The organism is Leucobacter sp. M11, from assembly GCF_035726885.1.
In the GTDB taxonomy this organism is placed as follows: Bacteria; Actinomycetota; Actinomycetes; order Actinomycetales; family Microbacteriaceae; genus JAPFRB01.
In genome coordinates this window covers 276,163-282,391 of the sequence record NZ_JAPFRB010000003.1, presented here as the reverse complement: position 1 = coordinate 282,391, position 6,229 = coordinate 276,163, and the positions used below count along the sequence as shown (strand labels likewise).

The following is a 6,229-nucleotide window of genomic DNA, read 5'->3' as shown; positions in this document are numbered from 1 at the left end:
CAGGAAGTTGCCCAGCTGCTCGTCGCCGCGCTCCCAGTCGGCCTTGACGGTGACCGTGTAGCTCACGGTCGCCCGGGCGCCGGGCGCCAGGGTGCCCGTGATGGCGATCTCATCGCCGTCCCGAGCCGCGGTCAGCGCGCCGCTCGGTCGCACGGTCGGCCCCTCGCCGAAGTCCGCGTCGTCGAGAACGCCCGCGAGGTGGTCGGTGCGCGCGACGGAGACGGGGGCCGTGCCCGCGTTCTCGAAGCTGAGCTCGTAGCTCACGGTCTGCCCGGCGATGACGGCTTCCCCGCTCGCGGGAGAAGCCGTCTTGGCAACCACGAGCTCGGGCACCGGGTGTACGGTGCAGGCCTCATCCTCCGGGAGGCACACGGTGGGCGGTTCGACGCCGGTCTCCAGGAGGAAGTTCGCCAGCTGGTTGTCCCCGCGCTCCCCGTCCGCCTTCACCGTGACCGTGTACGTCACCTCGACGATCTTCAGGGGAGGCACGGAGCCGGTGATCGTGATCTCCTCGGCCGCCCCGTCAAAGACCGCCGTGACGACCTGTCCGCCCGCGCCGAGCACGGTCGGACCGCCCGTCAGCTCCGCGTCGTCAAGAACCCCGGCCAGGGAGTCCGTGAACGCGAGGGCGGCCGGGGCCGCGCCCGTGTTGGAGAAGCTCAGCGTGTACGTGAGCTCCTCGCCCGCGGCAACGGCCTCGCCGGAGGCCGGGTCGGAGGACTTGGTCACCGTGAGCTCCGGCACCGGGTTCACGGTGCAGGGATCTCCGGGTTCGCAGGTCGTGGGTGGCTCGGTGCCCGTCTCCACGAGGAAGTTGGCGAGCTCGCTGTCCCCGCGCTGCCCGTCGGCTTTCACCGTCACGGCATAGCGCACCGTGACGGAGCTGTTCGCGGGCACCGTGCCGGAGATGGCCAGCTCCGCGGCGGTTCGGGTTGCGGTGAGCGTGCCCTCCGGGTCAACGGTCGGCTCGCTCGTCACCTCCGCGTCGTCCAGCACGCCGCTCAGGTCGTCGAGGAAGTCGACGGGAGCCGCGCCATCGCCCTCGTTGGCAAAGGTCAGGGTGTAGCGCAGTTCCTGCCCGGCAGCGACTGCGGTGCCGCTCTCAGGATCCACCTGTTTGCTCACTCGCAGATCGGGGAGCCCGGTCACCGTGCACTCCGGGTCGGCGGGCAGGCACTCGCCGGGCGGTTCCGTGCCCGGCTCAGTGACGAGGAAGTTCGCCGCGCTGTGGTTGCCGCGGTCGGCAGCCGCCTTCACCGTCACGGCGTAGGTCACCGTCGCGGTCTCGCCGGCGGCGAGCTCGCCGCCGATCGTGAAGCGCTCGTCGACCACCTCGCTCACCGTCACGCTCGGGGTGTTCGAGTCTGGCTCCTCGGTCAGCTCGGCGTCGTCGAGCACATCCGTGAGCACGTCGGTGCGCTGCACCGCAGCGGTCGCGGTGCCCGTGTTGCGCATCTCAACCGTGTAGGTAAGGACGGTTCCAGCGGTGATGGGGTCCGCGGAGGCGTCAACGCGCTTCTCGTAGCTGATCGCCCCGATCGGGTTTCCCGTGCAGTCCGTGTCCTCCGGGTCACAGACCGGGGTGGTCGGCGGGTCCTGACCCGGATCAAGCAGGAAGTTCGCCAGGGTGTCATCGCCGCGCTCGCCATCCGGCTTCACGGTCACGACGTAGCTCACCGTCACGGTCTGACCGGGGGCAAGCTCCCCGGTTACGGCAATGGTCTGCGCCGCGGCGTCGAACACCGGCGTCAGCGCCGGGTCGCTCGCGGTCGGCGGGGTCGTCACCTCAGCGTCGTCGAGGACGTGCCGCAGGTCGTCGATCCGATTGACCGCCCCGGGTGCGCTGCCCGAGTTCGTGAAGCTCAGGGTGTAGGTCAGTTCCTGACCGGCGGTGACGCCGGTGCCGGACTCCGGGTCAACGGACTTCTCGTCCGTCACATTGGGCTTCTCGGCCGGATGCGTCGTGCAGTTGTCCATGCCCGGCTCGCAGACGGTGGGTGGCTGCGTCTCACCCTCCATGACGAAGTTCGCGAGCACATCGTCGCCGCGGTCGTCATCGGCCTTGACCGTGACCGTGTATGAGACGGTGACGCTCGCCCCGGCGGCGAGCTGCCCCGTGATCGCGATCGTCTGGGCGTCCTCGTCGAGGACCGCGCCAAGCGCGCCCTCCGGGGCCACCGTCGGCCCGGCGGTCAGCTCGGCGTCGTCCAGCACACCAGCGAGGTGGTCGACGTGGTCGACCGGACCGGCCGCCGCGCCCTGGTTCGTGAACGTCAGCTCGTACGTGAGTTCGTCGCCCGCGACCACGGCCGAACCGTTTTCCCGGTCCTTGACGCGCTTCGCCACCGAGATGTCGGAGGTGGCCACGGGGTGGGTCGTGCAGGTGTCGGATTCGGGGGCACACGTCGTGGGCGGGGTGCTCCCCGATTCCAGCAGGAAGTTCGCGAGCTCGTCGTCACCGCGCTCCCCGTCCTCCTTCACCTCCACCGTGTACCGGACCATTCCGATCTTGCCAGCGGGCACGGATCCGGTGATGGCGAGGGACTGCGATCCGTTCTGGAAGCTCGCGTCGAGCCCGCCGACGCCGTGCACCGTCTCCTCGAGCAGCGTCGCATCGTCCAGTACCCGGGTCAGATCATCCGTGTGCTCGATCGCGACGGGCTCGGGGCCCCAGTTCTCGAACAGGAGTTGGTAGGTGATGTGCTCCCCCGCTGTGACGGTCTCCCCGCTCACGGGGTCCGCGAGCTTCGTGACGTACAGCCCGGGCACCGCGATCGGGTGATCGGTGCAGCGCGGGTTTTCCGGCAGGCAGAGCCCCGGCGGGTCCTCGACGATCGTGCCGGAACCGTCCGAGAGGAGCAGATAGTTCGTGAGCCGCTCGCCGTGGGTCGCCTCAGCGGTCACCTCGACCGTGTACGTGACCCTCGCCTTCGCGTCCGGGGCGAGCCGTCCGACCACGTCGATCTGCGTTCCGGTGAGCAGGGCCGTCACCTCGGGCCCCCCGACCTCCATGGTTGGGCCCCCGACGAGTCGGGCGTTGTCGAGGACCTCGGTGAGCTGATCGCTGTAGGTGACGTCCCCGGGCACGGAGCTGTCGTTCCAGAAGTCGAGGGTGTACGTCACCTGCTCGCCCGGGTGCAGCGTGGTGCCCTCGGGTGGCGTCGCCGTCTTCGTCGCGAGGATCCGGGGGGACTCCAGGGAGTAGTCTTCCACCTCGCCGCTGTGCGCGAGCCCCGTCGGGGTCAGCTCCGCCTCGGTCTCCGCAATCCTGAGCCGGAGCATGGTGCGCGACTCCGCGGTGGACTGCCCTTCCACCTCCGGGACGGTCCAGGTGAGCGTCGCTGTGCCGTTCACGCAGGCGACCGTGTCCGAGCGGTCCTCGGGGTCGAAGACGCCGTTGTGCGCCCAGTCAATCCAGCCCGCGAGCAGCGCGGTCTCGCCCGGGGCAACCGTGCAGGACACCTCGATCTCGTTGTTCTGCCCGGCTGCGGTGTTCAGCGGGGGCAACATCTTCGGGTCGATGCCGTCCTCATCAGAGACGCCCGTCTCATCGTCGAGCAGGGCGTCGTGGCTGTGCAGCTGTTTCGTTTCCGGGTCAATTCGCTCCCCCAGCGTGCGCACGGGGCTGCCGCGGGTCGCGAGCTGGAAGCTCTCGTCCGAGAGGTTCACCAGCTCCGCGTTCGCCGGGATGATGTCGCCGGCCCAGGTCGGCTCGTAGAAGGCCCCGGCCTCGCCGTAGGACTCGGGGGCGTCCCCGAAGTCGGTGTCGAGCACCATCCCGATCGCCACGGCGGTGCTCCCGCCGCCGTTCACGGTGATGTCGGCGCTCGTCGCCCCCTCCATAAAGGCGACGGCGATGGGGCCGGGTCCGGCGTTGCCGACCTCGTTGGCCATGCACTCCGAGCCGTTCGTCTCCAGGTTGAGCATGCTCGTGTTCGGGAGCACCCGGGCCTCGGTGAAACTCGGGCAGTTCGCGGGCCGGTAGCGGTCCATGACCCGCCAGTTCACCCCGGGTGCCGCGGTGGCCGCGTCGCCGAAGCTCTGGTTCGCGATGGGACTCACCTGAATGTACTCGTGGGTGAGGCCGACCGTGTTGCTGGACTCCGCGTCGGCAACCACGAGCCCCTGCAGGGGCATTTCGGTGCTCACCTGGGTGTCGTTGTCGATGATGTCGGCCGAGCAGACGATGCGGAACTGGGCGAAGGTACTGGTCACGGTGTTCACAAAGCCCGTGATCATCTCGTTCTGGCTGCCCGGCCCACCGATGTTGTAGAGGGTCGGCAGCGCGTCTCCGACGTACCCGCCCGAGCGATAGGTGCTGAGCGGGTTCGCGGTCGTGCCCGTGATGTCGCCCACCGTGCAGGTGGTCCTCAGCGTGTGGTGCCCCGCCTCGCGCTCGTTCGTGTAGGTGATCGTCCCGTCGGGGCCGGGAATGACCGGGCCCTCCGCCTCGAAGCTAAACCAGTCAATGGAGTTGCGATGCTCGCCCTCGCCGCCCGTGGCAAAGAGGGCCTCGGCCGGGGCCGTCCCGACGCCCGGAGAGACCAGGGTGAGCCCGCTGATCGCGACCGCGGCGACCGCGGCCAGGGCCCCGAGCCGCCGCACGCTCGGCAGCACGCGCCGGAACCGTCGCCCCCCGGCTGATTTTTTCCGCGAGCGTGCCTGCTGAGCGACCAGTTCGGCCATGAATTCCCCCTACGTCCAAAGCGAAAACTGGCGGAGGCGTCCTCCGTCGGTTCCTGCTCCACAGACTAGCGGCAGAGTCGGGTTCGCAACAGGGCTGCCCGCACGGGTTCTGAGCCATGCGCGTTCTGGAATATGCCCGACGGCTCAGGCGCGCTCCGGGCTCCGGTCGTCCCGCTCCGCCATCGCCAGGGCCGCGTCCACGAGGGAGAGTTTGCGCAGCTCCGGCACCTCCGCGAGCGGGAACCAGGCGGCGTCGTCCGAGGAGCCGTCCAGCTCCGGCGTCAGGGTGCCGCCGGTCACGCTGCCCGCGTAGACGATGCGCACGGTGTGCAGCTGCGCGTCCTCCCCCGGCCGCGGCTCCTCCCGGACCAGAATCCGGGAGTCGACCCCCAGCACGCGCCCGAGAGCCGCGTGCAGGCCGGTTTCTTCGAAGACCTCACGGACGCAGGCGTCTGCCGGGTCCTCCCCCGGTTCGATGCCGCCCCCCGGCAGTGTCCAGCCGTGCATCGTGCCGCGCCGCCAGTGCGAGAGCAGAATCTCGTCGTCTCGGATAATCAGGGCGTACGCCGCAATGCGTGTGTGCATGCGCTCCAGCATAATCCGCCGGTCATCGCGGGCAGCGCCGCACCGCCGCCGCCGTGGCGGCCCGGCCGTTATTAACAACTCTATTAACAACTGTGGATAACTACACGCGTGTCATTCCTCGGGATGTTTCACGGGAAACGTCCGGGCCGAGCGCGAGGGCGATCGGCCGCGTTCCCGTTCCCGGGTGAGCGTGCTCAGGAAAGCTCGATGCGTTCGCCGTCCGCCTCGCCGAGCAGGCTGACCCGCAGCTCCGCCCCCATGCCGCTGACCCGCCCCAGCGCGTCGACCGTGATGGGGGCCTGGCCCGCCAGCCGCACGACCCCCGAGTCCACCCCGTCGAAGAGCCAGGGGTGCTCGGCCTCGAGCGCGGCCTCGTCCGCGAAGCCGCCCCGAGTCAGCGCAGCGGCGCGGAGCCGGGCATCATCGAGTGCGCCGGTGCGGGCGTCAACGTCAAAGGTCGAGCGCGCGTTCAAGGCCCCCAGAACCGGGTCCGGGTAGGCATCGAGAGAGGCCAGGCTCACCCGAATGTCGCGCAGGCGGGTCTCCCCCGTTCGGGGCAGGGGGACGCCGATCACGTCGGCGACGACGACCCCAGCGTAGACCTGGTCCTTCGGGGTCTTCGGATCGCGCACGGTGCCCAGGATGTTCACGCCGAAGCGATGCTCGTTCGCGAGCATCCACGCGGCGTCGGTGGCGACATCGGTGTCGAAAGCGTCCGAGTCGAGCGTCATCTCGACGAGGTACCCCGCTGCGCTCCGGTAGGCGGCCAGCAGGTGCTCATCGCTCAGGCCCAGCTCGGCGGCGGAGTCGTCGATGCGCTCGGGGTCGAGGACGAGGAAGGGGTGGTCCAGGTCGATCGTGAGCCGACGGTACTCGCCGTGCTCGTCACTGACCACGCCGCCCTCGACAATGCCCGCCCCGAGGCTCCCCCGGCTCAGCTCGCCCTCGTCCTGCGCCT

Annotated in this window: 3 protein-coding genes; all 3 read right to left on the bottom strand. The window is 69.8% G+C overall.

Translation table 11 applies throughout. The features are described from left to right. A partial coding sequence (locus OOT08_RS09640) for a CshA/CshB family fibrillar adhesin-related protein (RefSeq protein WP_325092432.1) occupies nucleotides 1-4,686 on the bottom strand: 4,686 nt, incomplete at its 3' end. A gap of 144 nt (nucleotides 4,687-4,830) precedes the next feature. Continuing rightward, nucleotides 4,831-5,271 carry an NUDIX hydrolase gene (locus OOT08_RS09635; RefSeq protein ID WP_325092431.1) on the bottom strand — a complete coding sequence of 147 codons (441 nt, stop codon included), beginning with the start codon at nucleotides 5,269-5,271 and terminating at the stop codon, nucleotides 4,831-4,833. Nucleotides 5,272-5,465: 194 nt separating this feature from the next. Beyond that, nucleotides 5,466-6,229, bottom strand: a 764-nt coding sequence (locus tag OOT08_RS09630; RefSeq protein ID WP_325092430.1) for a hypothetical protein, incomplete at its 5' end; no start/stop codon positions are given.